19 protein-coding genes are annotated in these 15116 nt (G+C 65.0%); 10 read left to right on the plus strand and 9 right to left on the minus strand.

From position 1 onward, the window contains the following. Window positions 1–214: 214 nt before the first annotated feature. The 3 genes from ACJH7A_RS19840 to rraA are packed head-to-tail and all read left to right on the plus strand — an operon-like array spanning window position 215 to window position 1820. Entirely contained in the window at window positions 215–871 is a 657-nt protein-coding gene (locus ACJH7A_RS19840; RefSeq protein ID WP_212807597.1) for a DUF6474 family protein, read from the plus strand. A 21-nt stretch (window positions 872–892) separates the two neighbouring features. Continuing rightward, a complete protein-coding gene (locus ACJH7A_RS19845) occupies window positions 893–1315 on the plus strand; it encodes a hypothetical protein (protein WP_212807598.1) in 423 nt (140 codons plus the stop codon). 25 nt (window positions 1316–1340) lie between these two features. Then, entirely contained in the window at window positions 1341–1820 is a 480-nt protein-coding gene (rraA, locus tag ACJH7A_RS19850; RefSeq protein WP_212807599.1) for a ribonuclease E activity regulator RraA, read from the plus strand. A gap of 54 nt (window positions 1821–1874) precedes the next feature. Here rraA and ACJH7A_RS19855 read toward each other — a convergent pair whose 3' ends face one another. After that, entirely contained in the window at window positions 1875–3344 is a 1470-nt protein-coding gene (locus ACJH7A_RS19855; protein WP_212807600.1) for an NAD(P)/FAD-dependent oxidoreductase, read from the minus strand. Window positions 3345–3422: 78 nt separating this feature from the next. Here ACJH7A_RS19855 and ACJH7A_RS19860 point away from each other — a divergent pair, with 78 nt between their 5' ends. Continuing rightward, the gene (locus ACJH7A_RS19860; protein WP_406802584.1) at window positions 3423–4055 is read left to right on the plus strand and encodes a TetR/AcrR family transcriptional regulator; all 633 of its coding nucleotides are present in this window, start codon (window positions 3423–3425) and stop codon (window positions 4053–4055) included. Between the two features lie 17 nt (window positions 4056–4072). Here the strand turns inward: ACJH7A_RS19860 and ACJH7A_RS19865 are convergent, their stop codons facing one another. Genes ACJH7A_RS19865 through ACJH7A_RS19875 form a run of 3 tightly spaced genes read right to left on the minus strand, consistent with a single transcriptional unit; the run spans window position 4073 to window position 6432 of the window. After that, window positions 4073–5257: an FAD-binding domain gene (locus tag ACJH7A_RS19865; RefSeq protein ID WP_406802585.1), complete on the minus strand. Its 1185-nt coding sequence runs from the start codon at window positions 5255–5257 to the stop codon at window positions 4073–4075. Then, window positions 5254–5763: a nitroreductase family deazaflavin-dependent oxidoreductase gene (locus ACJH7A_RS19870; RefSeq protein WP_406802586.1), complete on the minus strand. Its 510-nt coding sequence runs from the start codon at window positions 5761–5763 to the stop codon at window positions 5254–5256. The genes ACJH7A_RS19865 and ACJH7A_RS19870 overlap by 4 nt, the downstream gene beginning before the upstream one ends. 42 nt (window positions 5764–5805) lie before the next feature. Beyond that, window positions 5806–6432, minus strand: coding sequence for a TetR/AcrR family transcriptional regulator (locus tag ACJH7A_RS19875; protein ID WP_406802587.1), 627 nt, complete (start codon window positions 6430–6432; stop codon window positions 5806–5808). Window positions 6433–6489: 57 nt separating this feature from the next. Here ACJH7A_RS19875 and dinB point away from each other — a divergent pair, with 57 nt between their 5' ends. The 4 genes from dinB (at window position 6490) to ACJH7A_RS19895 (ending at window position 10333) form a co-directional block, all read left to right on the plus strand. Beyond that, complete coding sequence (dinB, locus tag ACJH7A_RS19880; protein ID WP_406802588.1) at window positions 6490–7713, plus strand: DNA polymerase IV; 1224 nt, start codon at window positions 6490–6492, stop codon at window positions 7711–7713. A gap of 28 nt (window positions 7714–7741) precedes the next feature. Then, complete coding sequence (locus tag ACJH7A_RS19885; protein WP_406802589.1) at window positions 7742–8173, plus strand: pyridoxamine 5'-phosphate oxidase family protein; 432 nt, start codon at window positions 7742–7744, stop codon at window positions 8171–8173. A gap of 331 nt (window positions 8174–8504) precedes the next feature. After that, entirely contained in the window at window positions 8505–9791 is a 1287-nt protein-coding gene (locus tag ACJH7A_RS19890) for a C2 family cysteine protease (RefSeq protein ID WP_406802590.1), read from the plus strand. Beyond that, a complete protein-coding gene (locus ACJH7A_RS19895; protein ID WP_406802591.1) occupies window positions 9788–10333 on the plus strand; it encodes a hypothetical protein in 546 nt (181 codons plus the stop codon). Before ACJH7A_RS19890 ends, ACJH7A_RS19895 begins: the two co-directional genes overlap by 4 nt. Window positions 10334–10364: 31 nt before the next feature. Here ACJH7A_RS19895 and ACJH7A_RS19900 read toward each other — a convergent pair whose 3' ends face one another. After that, window positions 10365–10688 carry a WXG100 family type VII secretion target gene (locus ACJH7A_RS19900; RefSeq protein WP_406802592.1) on the minus strand — a complete coding sequence of 108 codons (324 nt, stop codon included), beginning with the start codon at window positions 10686–10688 and terminating at the stop codon, window positions 10365–10367. A gap of 161 nt (window positions 10689–10849) precedes the next feature. Here ACJH7A_RS19900 and ACJH7A_RS19905 point away from each other — a divergent pair, with 161 nt between their 5' ends. Beyond that, window positions 10850–11371, plus strand: coding sequence for a hypothetical protein (locus ACJH7A_RS19905; RefSeq protein WP_406802593.1), 522 nt, complete (start codon window positions 10850–10852; stop codon window positions 11369–11371). Between the two features lies 1 nt (window position 11372). Here the strand turns inward: ACJH7A_RS19905 and ACJH7A_RS19910 are convergent, their stop codons facing one another. From ACJH7A_RS19910 to ACJH7A_RS19925, 4 genes are read right to left on the minus strand one after another with little or no spacing between them, the layout of a single operon-like run. Next, window positions 11373–11765 (minus strand): hypothetical protein, encoded by a 393-nt coding sequence (locus tag ACJH7A_RS19910; RefSeq protein ID WP_406802594.1) that lies wholly within the window; start codon window positions 11763–11765, stop codon window positions 11373–11375. Beyond that, entirely contained in the window at window positions 11762–12082 is a 321-nt protein-coding gene (locus tag ACJH7A_RS19915; protein ID WP_406802595.1) for a DUF4333 domain-containing protein, read from the minus strand. Before ACJH7A_RS19915 ends, ACJH7A_RS19910 begins: the two co-directional genes overlap by 4 nt. Before the next feature lie 28 nt (window positions 12083–12110). After that, window positions 12111–12533 (minus strand): hypothetical protein, encoded by a 423-nt coding sequence (locus tag ACJH7A_RS19920; protein ID WP_406802596.1) that lies wholly within the window; start codon window positions 12531–12533, stop codon window positions 12111–12113. Window positions 12534–12543: 10 nt separating this feature from the next. Continuing rightward, the gene (locus ACJH7A_RS19925; RefSeq protein WP_406802597.1) at window positions 12544–13548 is read right to left on the minus strand and encodes a PHP domain-containing protein; all 1005 of its coding nucleotides are present in this window, start codon (window positions 13546–13548) and stop codon (window positions 12544–12546) included. A 72-nt stretch (window positions 13549–13620) separates the two neighbouring features. On the opposite strand from ACJH7A_RS19925, the gene ACJH7A_RS19930 reads away from it, so the two are divergent. After that, on the plus strand, window positions 13621–14472 hold the full coding sequence (locus ACJH7A_RS19930) for an LLM class F420-dependent oxidoreductase (protein ID WP_406802598.1): 852 nt from the start codon (window positions 13621–13623) through the stop codon (window positions 14470–14472). Window positions 14473–15116 lie beyond the last annotated feature (644 nt).

The following is a 15116-nucleotide window of genomic DNA, read 5'->3' on the forward strand; positions in this document are numbered from 1 at the left end:
AACCCGCTCCGATGAATTCCGAATAATTGTCGCACAGCCGCCGGACTTTGTTTGCTGGATAAAGTAGCGAGAAATGTGGGAAATTCCACCCCCGAATTGCGGCGGAATTCGACCCATGGCCCGATGCCCGATTCCGGCCCACGGACGATAAGGTGACGTCACCATCGCAGCAAGATCGTGCACACGTGTCGAGACGACCGGGAGGTCAGCCGGAATGGGCCTGTTCAAGCGACGCAAGAGCCGGGCAACCCGTCGCGCCGAGGCGAAGGCGATCAAGGCGAAGGCGAAACTCGAGGCACGGCTGTCCGCCAAGAACGAGGCCCGGCGCATCAAGGCGGAAGGCCGTCGGCAAACGAAACGGGACCGGGCCGGCGTCAAAGCCCAGCGGGACAGCGACAAGATGGCACTCAAGGTTGCTGAAACGCAGCTGCAGGCGGTCCGTGAAGGCAAGCTGCTGTCGCCGACCAAGATTCGCCGGCTGCTGATGGTGTCGCGAATCCTCACCCCCGTTGTCGTGCCCGTGGCGTACCGGGCCGCGATTGCCGCGCGCGGTCTCATCGACCAGCGCCGCGCGGACCAACTGGGTGTTCCGCTGAGCCAGATCGGGCAGTTCTCCGGTGCCGGCGGCGCGCTGTCCGCCCGGATCGCCGGTGCGGAGCGCTCGCTGCGCCAGGTCGCCGAGAACAAGCCCAAGGACGCCGAGACCAAGCAGTTCGTGGCGACGCTGTCGAGCAAGCTCGCCGATCTGTCCGCCGCGGTGACGGCGGCGGAGAACATGCCGGCGCCGCAGCGGCGGACCGCGCACGCCGCCATCGAAAGCCAGCTCGACGGCATCGACGCAGACGTCCTGGCCCGCCTCGGGGTGTCCTGACCCACCCGGAGGAGCACCCGCATGGCAGACGAGCAGAAGTCCCCCGACGAGGAGTCGCAACCCGGCGTCCCCCCGAAGGAGACGCCGGCCAAGAAGACGCCCGCGAAAAAGGCGCCCGCGAAGAAGGCTCCGGCCAAGAAGACGCCCGCCAAGAAGGTGCCGGCGAAGAAGACGCCCGCCAAGAAGGCCGCAACCACCGCGCCGGCCAAGAAGGCCCCGGCGAAGAAGGCTCCACCGAAGGTCGGGCCACCCGCACCCCCGGCTTCCGAGGCGCCGGCGCCCCAGCCGCCCGCTCCCGGGGCGCCCGCGCCCGCACCGCTGCCCGTGCTCGACCTGACTCCGCCCGTGCCGCAGCGCTCGCAGGTGCCGGTCACCGCGGTGATCGTCGCGAGCGTTCTGGCCCTGCTCGTCGTGCTGCTGGCCCGACGCCGCGCCGCCGGCTGACTCCGCGCCCTGAGATAATCGGCGGGTGACCATCGAACCCCGCGCCACTGCCGACCTCGTCGACGAGATCTATCCCGATGTCCGCAGCTGCGATCTGCAGCTGCAGAACTACGGCGGTCGAACCATGTTCGCCGGCCGCATCACCACGGTGAAGTGCTTCCAGGACAACGCCCTGCTCAAGTCGATCCTGTCGACGCCGGGCGACGGCGGCGTCCTCGTGGTCGACGGCGACGGATCACTGCACACCGCCCTCGTCGGCGACATCATCGCCGGCCTCGCGCACGACAACGGCTGGTCGGGCGTCATCGTCAACGGCCCGGTGCGCGACGCGTCGACGCTGCGCACCATCGACGTCGGCATCAAGGCGCTGGGCACGAACCCCCGCAAGGGCACCAAGACCGGCGCCGGCGAGCGCGATGTCGAGGTGACCTTCGGCGGCGTCACCTTCGTCCCGGGTGACATCGCCTACTGTGACGAGGACGGCATCGTCGTCGTCACACCGTGACATCAACACGGAAAAGCCCCCACCGTGAGGTGGGGGCTTTTCTCGTCTGACGGATCAAACCGTCACTGCGGCACGGTGTTTCGTGAACTGCAGCGCCTGCTCGTCGACCTTGCCGTACCGGATGGTCCGCATGTCGAAGAAGTAGTTCTGCTTGAGCTTCCACGGCGCTTCCGAACCCGACTTGGGCAGGCTGTCCATGGCCCGCTTGAAGTAGCCGGGCGTGAAGTCCATGAACGGCAGCTCGTCGACGCTGTCGCCCGGGTGCTGCGGCTCGACGCGGTCGAATCCGTTGGCGTCCATGTAGTTCAGCACGCGGCAGATGAACTCGGACACCAGGTCGGCCTTGAGCGTCCAGGACGCGTTGGTGTAGCCGAAGGTGATCGCCATGTTCGGCACGCCCGACAGCATGAGGCCCTTGTAGGTCATGCAGGACGGCAGGTCGATCGGCTCGCCGTTGCGGTTGGCGGTCGCGCCACCGAACAGCTGCATGTTCAAACCCGTTGCGGTGACGATGATGTCGGCCTGCAGCTCCTCGCCGGAGGTCAGCTTGATGCCATTCTCGGTGAAGGTCTCGATGGTGTCGGTGACGACGCCGGCCTTGCCCGAGCGGATGGCCTTGAACAGATCGCCGTTGGGCGCCAGGCAGACTCGCTCGTCCCACGGGTTGTAGCGCGGGCTGAAGTGCTTGTCGTAGTCGAAGCCCTCCGGCAGCCGGCGCTCGGCCATCTGGCGCAGCGCCTTCTTGAACACGGCCGGGAACTTGCGGGCGAGCTGGTACTGCCCGGTGCTGTAACCGATCTGCTTCCAGCGGTTCACGAAGTGCGCCAGGTGCTTCGGCAGATATTTGTTGGCCTGCTTGGCAATCGGGTCCTCGAGTGGCAGCGCACCGATGTAGGTGGGCGAGCGCTGCAGCATGGTCACGTGCCCGGCGCCGCCGTTCACCAGTGACGGGATCAGCGTGACGGCCGTGGCGCCGGAACCGATCACGACGATGTTCTTGCCGGTGTAATCGAGGTCCTCGGGCCAGTGCTGCGGGTGCACGATCTGGCCCTTGAAGTCGGCCGCGCCGGGGAACTCGGGCGAGTAGCCCTCGTCGTAGTTGTAGTAGCCGCTGCACACCGACAGGAACGACGCGGTGACCTGCTTTTCCTCGCCGCCGGCGGTGATGTTGATGGTCCAGCGGTTCTCGGCGTCCGACCAGTCGACCGAGGTGACGTGCTGGCCGGTGCGGATGTGCTGGCGGATGCCGTTCTCGTCGGCGGCCTCGTTGATGTAGTTCCAGATCGACTGGCCGTCGGCGATCGACTTGGCCGACTCCCACGGCTTGAACCGGAAGCCGAGGGTGAACATGTCGGAGTCCGAGCGGATGCCGGGGTACTTGAACAGATCCCAGGTGCCGCCGATGTTCTCCCGACGCTCCAGGATCACGTAGCTCTTGGTGGGGCAGCGGTCCTGGAGGTGCCAGGCGGTGCTGATGCCGGAGATGCCAGCACCGACGATGACAACATCGAAGTGTTCGATCATGGTACCGACGGTATCAACATGGTGTTGAGTCGGTCAACGGTGTGTTGAAAAACTCGACAAACTGTTAGGCTCAGCTGCGTGAGTACCGCTGCGCAGACCCGGGCGCCCCGGGGCCGTCGTGCGGCACGCCCCTCGGGCGACGAGCGCGAAGCGGCCATCCTCGCCACCGCAGCCGCCCTGCTCGAGCAACGCTCGTTCTCCGAGATTTCCGTCGATGACCTGGCCAAAGGCGCCGGCATCTCCCGCCCCACGTTCTACTTCTACTTCGCGTCGAAGGAAGCCGTGCTGCTGTCGTTGCTCGATCCGCTGATCAAGCGCGCCGACACCGGCTTCGACGGCGCGCTCGAGGACATGCCGGCGGACCCGAAGAAGGCCATCCGGCACGGCATCGAGATCTTCTTCAGTTCATTCGGCTCGCACCCGGCCACCGCCCGGGCCGGCGTCGAAGCGGTCAGAACAGTTCCCGAACTCCGCGAGTTCTGGGCCGGGCTCATGCAGAAGTGGATCAACCTCACCGCCGCACTGATCGCCGCCGAACGCGCGCGCGGCGCCGCGCCGGACACCCTGCCCGCCCGGGATCTGGCCACCTCGCTGAACCTGATGAACGAGCGCATGATCATGGCCACCCTGGCCGGCGAGCCGGGCGCCGTCGCGCACGACGACGTCGTGAACACCCTCACCCACATCTGGCTGAGCAGCATCTACGGCTGAAGTCCGCCACTCTTGCGCTACATCGCGTAATCCGGCAATTCGATGTCGTCGCGGAATTCCCGCCGGATCACCCAGGCCGCCAGTGCCGGGATATCCAGCAGCCGGCTGACGCGGTTACGGGTCCAGAGGCCGACCGAAGTCCGCGGTGCCAATACGCCCGCGAAAGCTCTGGCGGACTCTTGTTTGCCCTCGATCAGCGGTCGGACCAGCTGCTCATAGCGGCGAAACGCTTCACCGTGCTCACCGCCGGACCTGTCGAGTTCGCCGGCGAGCACGTACGCCTGGAGCATCGCCAGTCCGGTTCCCTCGCCGGCCAGCAACGACACGCACGAAGCCGCGTCCCCGACCAGTGCGACGCGCCCCTGCGACCAGCGGTCGATCTTGATCTGACTGACCCGATCGAAGTACAGATCCTCGGCTCGATCCAGCGCGGCGAGGATTGCCGGGCACTCCCATCCGTCATCGCCGAAAACCTGCCGCAAGGCTCTCCGGACACCGGTGCCGTCGGCCGTCTCCGCAGCGGTCAACTGATCGTCGGAGACGATGAACAGGAACAGGGTCTTATCGTTCCGCTGCGCAAACCGGGCGACCACGCGTCCAGGCCTGCCGTGGGCGAGGTAGACGAGTTCATCGCGCGGGCGGTATCCGTCGGATTCGAATGCCGCGACCCAATAGCCCAGCTGCCTCTGGAATGTGGGGTCAGTGCCGAAAACCAGACTGCGCACCGTGGAATGAATGCCGTCGGCGCCGATCACTAGGTCGAACTCGCGGTGGCCGCCGTGTTCGAGCACGACCTCCACTCCCTGGTCAGATTGTTCGATCGCGGTGATGCGGTCGCCGAAGACCGTCTCGACCTCGTCTTCGACCGTTTCGTAGATCAGCCTTGCGAGCTCACCGCGCGGCAAGCTGATGTATCGCCCGTCGAAGACTCGCCGGAAAGGGCTCACGGCGAACCCGCCCGTCTTGCGGCCAAGGCCATCGACCAGCCGGACCTGTTCGATCCCGTAGCCGGCACCTTGTATCGCGTCTGACAGGCCCATCCGCTCCGCTATCGCGTAGCCGAGGCCCCAGAAGTCGATGAGATAGCCGCCGGTGCGCAGCTGCGGTGCCGTTTCGATCAGGACCGGGTCATGGCCGCTGCGGGACAACCAATGGGCCAATGTCGGCCCGGCTATGCCCGCGCCACTGACGGCGATCTTCATGAGGTCGTGTCGAGCCGCAACTCGACCATCGGGAGCGCCGTGTGGGTTGAGCTCACTGCGGTACCCAAGGTCTGGTCGAGGACGCCTTTGAGTCGGGCCCAGGCGCGCGGATGGCGCTCGATGTACTCACCCAGCGCGCGGTCCGCGGCCGACCGAGGCAGCACCCGCGCCGTCGCGGGCATCGGCGGGCGGCTGCCGACGTAGACCCGCACCCGGGGATTGGCCTCAATGTTGCGGAACCACTGGGCTTTCGTGCCGAAGCCGGAGGCCACCACATATGTATCGGCCGACGGATGGTCGATGACTTCCAGGACGACGTAGCGGCGGGCCCCTGACGTGCGTCCGGTGTGTTCCAGCATCAGCATCCGTGAACCGAACAGCGCGCCCCCGCGAGTCCGATAGATCCAGATCGGCGCGCGCACCAGACGTCGGCACCGCAGCAGCCTGGCGCCGCCGGCCGCCAAGCCACCGGTGTCACCGGAGCGTGGGTTGCGGGGCGTGGACATGGTTGTCTCCCTACCTTTCTCGTGCACTGTCGATGAGGCCGCTCACGTGGTGCCGGGCGATCCGGTCAGGCCATCGCGGTAGATCGCGAAGGCTTCGGTGGCCCAGCGCTCCATGCCGGCGGCGGTCAGCGGGTCGACCCCGAGTACTTCCGCAACGCGCCGACGCAGCATGAGCACCGCCAGGTCGTTGACCAACAAGAAGGCCGCGCGCACCGCCGGATCGTCGCCGGCGTCCGCCGTTCCGCCCGCCACCATCGCGCCAAGCGCGTCCTGGCTGATGGCGTACAACCGGGCGAACAGAACGGATCCCGTTGCGCCGCCGGCGATCAGCGATCTGCCCAGGTAATCCGGAATCGGCGACTGTGGCGGCAGGTGGACGGCGAAGGCCTCGAGCAGCGTCGGCGTCGCGGAGGGCTGCGTGCCGTCTTGGACCGGTGCTGTCACCTCGGTCAGCAGCGCCTCCAGGGTCTGCACGACGTAGTTGTCGACCGCCTCCACCAATCCGTCATTCGAGCCGTAGTGCCGGACCAGCAGCGCGGGCGAGACACCAGCCGCGGCGGCGATGTCGCGCATCGTCACCGCGTCGGCACCGCGCTCGGCGAACAGGCGCAGGGCTTCGTCGCGAATCCGTGCCCGCGCGGTCCGGTCGTCGACCATAGGTGAATGCATGTTCACCAATGTAAACAATTGTTTAGCCGAGCGCCAGGCACTCATCGATCCGAACATATGTGCGAAGATTGGCGAGTGTCGGATGTTGAAGCAGCCGCGATCCTGCACGCCGACCTCGACTCGTTCTACGCATCGGTCGAGCAGCGTGACGACCCCGCGCTGCGCGGCCGGCCGGTGATCGTCGGTGCCGGTGTGGTGCTGGCGGCCAGCTACGAGGCCAAAGCGTTCGGCGTGCGCACCGCGATGGGCGGGCATCAAGCCCGCGGCCTGTGCCCGCAGGCCATCGTCGTGCCGCCGCGGATGTCCGCCTATTCAGAGGCGAGCCGCGAGGTCTTCAAGGTTTTCCATGACACCACGCCGCTGGTCGAGCCGCTGTCGGTCGACGAGGCCTTCCTTGACGTCAGCGGCCTCGGCCGGGTATCCGGCACCCCAGTGCAGATCGGGGCAGCGTTGCGAGAAGCGGTACGTGAGCGTGTGGGGCTGCCGATCACCGTCGGCATCGCGCGCACCAAGTTTCTGGCGAAGGTCGCGAGCCGCGAAGCCAAGCCCGACGGACTACTGCTGGTGCCGCCGGACCGCGAGCTGGCCTTCCTGCATCCGCTTCCGGTGCAGCACCTCTGGGGCGTCGGCGCCAAGACTGCGGAGAAGCTGCGCGAACACGGCGTCGAGACGGTGGCCGACGTCGCGGCCCTCACCGAGTCGGCGCTGGGCGCCATGGTGGGCGCGGCCATGGGACGCCAGCTTTTCGCGTTGTCGCACAACATCGACCGCCGGCGAGTCACCACCGGCGTGCGACGACGGTCCGTCGGCGCCCAGCGCGCGGTGGGCCGGCGTGGAAACACCATGTCCGACAACGACATCGACGCGATGATCATCAACCTGGTCGACCGCATCACCCGCCGCATGCGCAGCAGCGGCCGAACCGGCCGGACGGTCGTCCTGCGGCTGCGGTTCGACGACTACAGTCGCGTGACACGCTCGCACACCATGCACCGCACGACCGCGTCGACCGAGGAAATCCTCACGGCCGCACGCGGATTGGTGGCCGCCGCCGGACCGATGATCGCCGAACGCGGACTGACGCTGATGGGGTTCTCGGTGTCGAACGTCGACACCGCCGGCACCGAACAGCTCGAGCTGCCCTTCGACGGCGAACCCGACACCGCCGCGGTGGACTGCGCCGTCGACCTGGTGCGCCAGAAGTTCGGCAACGCGTGCCTGACGCGCGGCGTGCTGGTCGGCAAGGACCCCGGCTGGGAGATGCCGATGCTGCCGGAATAGCGCGGGACGAAGCGGCGTTGGCGGAGTCATGCCGAGAAAGCTGACCGAAGCCGAGCGTGAACAGTTCCTCGCCGACAAGCACGTAGGGGTGCTGTCCGTTGCCGCCGAAGACGGCCGTCCGCCGTCGAGTGTCCCCATCTGGTACGACGTCACCTCCGACGGGCTGATCCGCATCAACACCGGCGCCGGCAGCCGCAAGGCGAAGCTGATCCAGCAGGCGGGCGTGGTCTCGCTCGTGGTCCAGCGGGAAGAGCCTCCCTACCAGTACGTGATCGTCGAAGGCTCGGTCGTCGACACCGCCACACCCGCGCCGGAAGACGCACGGGAAGCCATCGCGATCCGCTATCTGGGCGAAGAGGCCGGCCGCGAGTTCGTCCGTTCGATGGCAGGTGTTGCCACTGTCTTGTTCACTGTCCGCCCCGACCGCTGGCTAACGGCCGACTTCTCTGACGAGGTCTGACCACGCGCGGACTGGTGGTTCCAGTCGGCAGAGTTCCCGACGGGAATTCCGATGCTGCCGGATGCGTCATCGAGTGAGAGACGCTGCATCAGAACATGTTTGCCCGCCGGGATATTTGGGCGAGGGGTTCTACCGAGTCGCCCGAAAATTGGTGCGGGTCGGGTCCATCGGGCCGGGTTAGGCTCGGTTGAGGGTCAGGCGTGGACTGCACACTGGGGGGCTCGTGGCTGAGAAGTGCATCGCCGTAGTGACGGTGTGCGGCAAAGTTGTCGATATTGGGGCGAGTCAGGTCGGCAAAACGGCCGACAACATCTCCTAGGCCGGCTGCACGATGGGGCTATCGATTGCAGACGTTGATAAGTGGAATCCGGATTCGCTCAGTGCAGTAGGTGCGGCAAGTACCGCACGCGCTGACGCGGCCGCGGAGGCCGATAGTGCACTGAGAAGTTTGTCGGCCTTTGACAGCTGGCAAGGGACTGGCGCCAATGCTGCGCAGTTGCGCACCCAGGCATACGCAGACACTTTGGACGGACACGGCCGCGATGCGTCTGCGGTTGCCACAGCTGCCAAGACCGCGGCCAACGAGGTCAGGCAGGTCAAGAGCCAACTCAGCGAGTTGAGGTCGACGCTGGGGCAGTACGGCATCACGGTTGATGCCAACGGAAACCGCGTGGTGCCGCCGACAAATTTATCGTCGCTACCGCCGGCCCTCCGCACGCTTGTGCAGGGCGTGACCAAAGCGGGCCAGCAGAGCCTGGATCAGATCCGGCAGGCGGCCGATCACGCCGACGGCCTTCTCGCCGAGTCATTGACGAAGGCTGGCGAAAAGCTACCGATGCAGGGCGAGGACGGAAAAGGCGACGATAAACCGCCACCTCGGTGGACCGACAAAAATCTGTATCCGCACGATCCGACTGCTGACGATGTCAATCAAGACAGTATCGGAGACTGCTATCTGGATTCGACTATGGGCGCAATTGCCAACGCGAATCCGCAATGGATAAAGGATCGTATTCACTACGACCCGACCTCTGGAAATTTCGATGTCACGTTGTGGGACGGCAAGCAGTGGAGGCACATCCCGGTCACGCAAGACGATATCGACACCAATATTGCGCATCATGGTGCAAGTTGGCTCGACAATGGCAGGCCTGATGCGCCACTGTGGCCGACTGTTCTGGAGAACGCCTATGCGAAGTTGAAAGCTCCGGGCCGAAGTCTTGGAGACGCACTGGACAATGGCATAGGCAAAGGCGGCTATCCTCAAGACGCGATGGAGGCTCTCACCGGAAACCGAGGCACAGTCATCAATCCACAGAATGTCTGGCTGACGAGGGACCATCTTGACCAAGAGATTGCACAGGCCCTGGCCAACCACCAACCTGTAACAATTGGGAGCACGCCGGATGGCAGCCCGATACACAATAGCCACGCATATATGGTCGAAAAGATCACCGGATCAGGCAGTGACGCTCAAGTCACGCTACGCAATCCATGGAACAGCGACAATGAGAATCCCATCGTCACTGTCAGGCTTGGTGATCTCATCGGTTCTGGAATACCTGGCGTCAACGGGCATCACCCCACCAATGTCGTCAACATTGGATCACTAGGATGAAGCGGTCGACGAAAACGATGTGGATAGTTCTTACCGTTGTCGCATTCATCGCTATTGTCGCCGGAGGAACCACGATGTATCGAATTTGGCAGCGGCCGCCCATTCCATTGGCGGACATTCCCGCCTATCCGTACGAAAAATTCCAGATGCGGGGGGCGTCGCTTCCGATCGATAGCGTTGATCCGGCAGTCCGGACCCGCGCCGAGCAGGCGTTGACGCAGTTTGCTTCGACAGTCGAGTCCGGCTACGTCGTCGCCGGCAACCGATTCCTGGCCGGCAGGGGCGGGTTTACCTGGGATGCGGTTCGCAGCGAGGCCGGCGGATATCTGCAGAGGGCGGGCTACTCGGCAGATCGCGCCGGCCAAACTCCAGAGCGTGAAATCGACTTTGCCTACATCCTCTGGCGACGCGACAGCAAGTTCTGGCGACCGACCAGCAGCGACCGAATACTGGCGGTCGCTCTACAGGAGCCTGTCACGCCGGGATCAATCGATGAACAGGTCCATATTTATGGCTACTTCAGGCTCACGCCCGCCCACTGACCGGCCCGACGCTCCCGGTCAACAACGGTGGTCAGCCAAGCGAACGAGTCCCGATATCCTGGGCCGCTTTTTTCACCAAAGTTGCCCCCGATGCGTCGGACTGCACGTATTTCTCTGCCGCTTCGATGAACTTTTCACCGTGCTCGACGAGGTTCTTGGGATACAACGCCGTCGCGTCCCGCCAATCCGCGGCCAACGACGCAAGTGCGCCGGCGGACGTACCTACCCAGCCCGACTGAGCGGACGCAATCGCTGTGTCACTGTCGGCGAATGCCGATCTCGTCCTCGCGGCGATCCCACCCACCTCGACACCCGATGTGTGAATCTCGGCCGGATCGACCTTCAACTCGCTCATGTGCCCCCCTTACACACTGCGGCCCCAACTCATCCACATTAACGCCGCCGTGTACACCTGCTCAGCACCAAATTCGCCGCGGTTCGGAACGCTCAGCGCTGCTAATGTCATGGCAGGCAGGAGAATCTCGTCGGATTCGAGAAGGCACTCAGGGATCCAAGTTGCACACTGACCGATCGGACGACGTAGACGACTGGGCCGACGACAGCGACGTGGATTTCGACGATTACGTTGCCCCGCCCAGTTACTTCGATGTCGTGGATGACGACACCGGCCGGCACGCAGCCGAGTCCGACGGCGTGGCCGATCCGGCACGCGCTCTCACACCAGACGCTGACACCACAGCCCCGATCGTGCTCGCTGTCAGGGTGACCAATGCCGCGGGGACCGTCACCGCGACGGCGACCATCAGTGGCTGGCTTCAACGTATCGAGCTGGCACCACATGTGACGTCCACAGACGAGGCAGAGCTGGCTCGGGAAATCATCGCCACCGCCGAACTGGCCAGGCTGAAGGGCCAGTCCAGTCAGCGGACCCTCGTTGAGGACATGCTGATGTGGCAAGGCGCCGACAGCCACACCGCCCGCGACTACGTCGACGAATACATGAACCTGCCGACGTCGGCTCAAGCGGCTGAGGCCGAGGCCGAAGCGAACGCGCGGTACCTGCGCGGCGAGTATTGAACTAACCGATCCGATACGTCCATCCCGCATCGGCGACGCACTGCTGGATCGGAATTTTGATGTCGTCGGTCGTGATCAGGTGGTGCATGCAGTTCGAATTGCCCGACCAGAACAGCTGCAGGTCGCCGGTGTCGTGGCACTCGATCCACTGGCCTTCGGCGTCCTCGCGCCATTCGACCAGGTGATCCACCGCGTGCAAGAGCCGGTTCTCGGTATCCAGGCGCAGATGGATTTGGAAGGTCAGGGCCACGGCCAGGTCTTCGAGCACCTGTCGCCAGTCCGGATCGTCCGACTTCCACTCGGCCACGAGGTCGACGCCCTCGGGAGCGCCGGCGCGGATGAGCCACGGGCGCGCCGGACTGTTCAGCTGCAGTAGCCGGTCGTGCAGGGTCACTTACCGGGGATGATTTCGATGCTGAGTGCGATGTCGGAACCCCGGATATCCGCGACTCGCGCCGTCGCGTGGCGACTCGTCTTGCCCGTGACGACGGTGCAGGTCTGGGTGGCCCCGATGGTGGCCTCGATGCCACCGTCGCAGGACACGGAATCGATGTTCGACGCGGTCTGCGTGCTCAGTTTGTTCTTGACCGCCGTCTCCAATTTGTCCTTGGACATGGTGGTGGCCCCGCTACCGACGTGAAACGAACACGAGGCCAGGAGAACTGCCGTAGCCAGCGTGGCGACCCGACGCGCCTTCGATCGAAGTGCCATGTTCACCGAGTACGCCCGCACACCGGGTTCAGAACTGCGCAACCACAAATCCCGACAACAGCACCAGGAATCCGCCGACCTCACCGAGGATCAGCGCCACCATCCCGGCGTGCAGACCACCGCTGGGGTGCTCGAACTGGTTGGTGGTGTCCTGCCGGAGCCCATGCTGGATGTACGCGGCGATGGCGACGACGAAGAAGAACACCAAAACCATTGCGGCCGTGAGGTTCACCCACGACGGCCAGGAACTGAGCTGGACGAACACCGCCACCAGCAGGGTGGAGAACGAGTACATCAATGCGGCCCGGTGTGCGATGTCGACGTAGGGGTGGGCCAGATGGTCGGGGTTGACGGCCATCTGCCGGTACTTCCAGATGCCGAGGATCAGGGCCAACAGGAAGATCAGGCCGGCGGCGAAAAGCGTGATGACGGTTGCGGTACCGAGAACCATGCGCCAGACGCTACGCGGCGGCCCAGGACAGCAGTCGCTCGACCGGCCAGGTGTTGACGATCCGGTCCTGCGGAACACCGGCATCCAGCGCCCGCTGCGCCCCGTAGCCGAGAAAATCCAGCTGCCCGGGCGCATGCGCATCGGTGTCGATCGAGAACAGACACCCGGTGTCCAACGCCAGGTTCAGCAGCCGGGTCGGCGGATCGCGCCGCTCAGGGCGCGAATTGATCTCCACCGCAACATCATTGGCGGCGCACGCCGCGAACACCGCTTCCGCGTCGAACTTCGATTCCGGCCGGGTGCCGCGCGAGCCCTCGACGAGGCGACCGGTGCAGTGCCCCAGCACGTTCGCCTGCCCACCGGACACCGCGCGGACCATGCGCCGGGTCATCGCGGCGGCGTCCATGGCCAGCTTGGAGTGCACGCTGGCGACCACCACGTCCAGCCGCTCCAGCAGTTCGGGTTCCTGATCCAGCGAGCCGTCTTCGAGGATGTCGACCTCGATGCCGGTGAGAATCCGCATCGGCGCGAACCGGTCCCGGATTTCGTCGATGACGTCCAGCTGCTGACGGAGCCGGTCCGGACTGAGCCCGTTCGCCACGGTCAGCCGCGGCGAGTGGTCGGTGAGCGCACAGTACTCGTGGCCCAAACGCTGTGCGGTGGCCATCATTTCGCTGATGGGCGCCGAGCCGTCGGACCAGTTGCTGTGCAGGTGCAGGTCACCCTTCAGCGCCGTGCGCAGCGCTCCCCCGCCCAAATCGGCTGCCGCCGTACGAAGTTGGACGAGCGCGTCGGGCTCACGACCGGCCCAGGCCTGCGCGATCACGGCTGCGGTCTTGGGTCCGACGCCGGCCAGCGTCTGCCAGCCGTTGGTTCGGCCCAGCTTCTCGCGTTGTTCGGGTGCCAGCGCCTCCACCACGTCCGCGGCCTTGCGATAGGCCATGACGCGACGGGATTCCTCACGAGCGCGGTCCTTGTAAAAGGCGATCTCCCGCAGCGCGGCCACTGGGTCCATGGCATCCAGTCTGCCAATGCGCGGAGGAAACTCACAGGAATTAGGAGCCCGTCGTGACTAGTTTCAATAAGCGTGCGATTCGCCTTCAAAACCTCACCGCAAGACACCACCTGGTCGGACATGCTCGCCGTTTGGCAGGCTGCCGACGACATCGACGTGTTCGAGTCCGGCTGGACCTTCGACCACTTCTATCCGATCTTCTCCGACTCGACCGGCCCCTGCCTGGAGGGCTGGGTCACGCTGACCGCGCTGGCGCAGGCCACCAAACGGCTGCGGGTCGGCGTCCTGGTCACCGGCATCCACTATCGGCACCCGGCAGTGCTGGCCAACATGGCGTCCGCGCTGGACATCGTCTCGAACGGCCGGCTGGAACTGGGTATCGGCGCCGGCTGGAACGAAGAGGAGTCCGGCGCCTATGGCATCGAGCTCGGCTCGGTCAAAGAGCGGTTCGACCGCTTCGAAGAGGCCTGCGAGGTGCTCAAAGGCCTGCTCAGCCAGGACACCACGACCTTCGACGGCAAGTTCTATCAGTTGAAGGACGCCCGCAACGAGCCGAAGGGGCCGCAGCAGCCGCATCCGCCGTTCTGCATCGGCGGTAGCGGCGAAAAGCGAACCCTGAAGATCACCGCCAAGTACGCCGATCACTGGAACTTCGTCGGCGGGACGCCGGAAGAGTTCGCCCGCAAGCGCGACGTGCTCGCCGCGCATTGCGCCGACATCGGCCGGGACCCCAAGGAGATCACCCTGTCGGCGCACGTCCGGCTCGGCCAGGACCGCGACTACCGCAAGGTGGTCGACGAGGCTGCGGGCCTGGGCGCCGAAGGCCTGGACCTGGCGATCATCTACATCCCCCAACCGCATGACCCGGCCGTGCTGGAGCCGCTGGCCGAAGCCATCCGGGACTCAGGCCTGCTCACTGCCTGAGATACGGCAACCGCCCGGGGCCGAGAATTCGGTTCCGGGCGGGCGTGCGTTCTTAATTATCGCGGAGGTCACAAATCGATAACGATCAGCAAAGCAGCTGACGTTACTGCCGAATACCGTCGGCCAGAGCGGTCGAGCGAGCGCTAGACGCCGAAGCGGACCATGTCCGCAGCGGTGACCAGACGCTCGTTCTTGGCCGGAAACTCACGGCTCTTGACCGGGTGGCGGAGCAGGGACCAGGCAATACGTCCCATGCGTGAACGCGATAGCGGGTTGTTGTACACGGTGATCACTCCTGCGGTCGGCGATTGGTTGCACCGTGGGGCCAGACTATCGCACGGCCCCCGCGATTTCATTACAACGCCGGTCATCGGCAAACCTTTGGAGGCGCGCCGAAAGTAACAGCGGCGTGTCGCGTGTGACTGGTGTGATTCATGTTGCGGAAGAAGCCCTTAATGGCCTCTTAATTTAAGAGAGTGACCAGCCGGGCAAGTGACCCACCAGACAATATGAGCTACGTCACTCGGGTGAATCAGACCGGAAGCTCGCGCGGCTTCCGGAACACGTCTGAACCGTCCCGGGTTTCATGCACCCTCAGGTTTCTGTGATCCGGCCGGTCTACCGGTCACGAGTTGGGAATAGTA

This window comes from Mycobacterium sp. SMC-17, from assembly GCF_045310915.1.
Taxonomy (GTDB): Bacteria; Actinomycetota; Actinomycetes; order Mycobacteriales; family Mycobacteriaceae; genus Mycobacterium.